At 68.0% G+C, this 300-nt stretch carries 1 protein-coding gene; it reads right to left on the bottom strand.

The features are described 5' to 3' along the window. On the bottom strand, window positions 1–300 hold a 300-nt coding region (locus AC1MIR_RS27830), incomplete at both ends, for a hydantoinase B/oxoprolinase family protein (RefSeq protein ID WP_480031411.1).

Raw genomic sequence — 300 nt, 5'->3', positions numbered from 1 at the left:
CCGCCGATGTCGCGGAAATGCGCCCAGCTCTGCGCGAAGGCCACCAACTCGCCATCCACGAAGGCCGGCGTGGCAAACACCTGGTCGGAGGGGTGGGAGACGCCGCCGCGGGAGAAGTAGCCGGCATTGTACCAGAAGATGTCGCCGGGCCGGATCTCCTCGGCCGGGAAACGCTTGAGGATGGGCCGCAGCACGTCGCCGACCAGCGGCAGCTTGGTGCCGGTCACCAGCGTCCCGTCGGCCGCGTAGAAGCCGATGAAGTAGTCCTGCTTCTCGCGGATCACCGGGGACATGGCGGTG

This window comes from Falsiroseomonas sp. RANM36, assembly GCF_056682175.1.
Note: the sequence above shows the minus strand (reverse complement) of the source record. Positions and strands in the feature narration are given on the sequence as shown.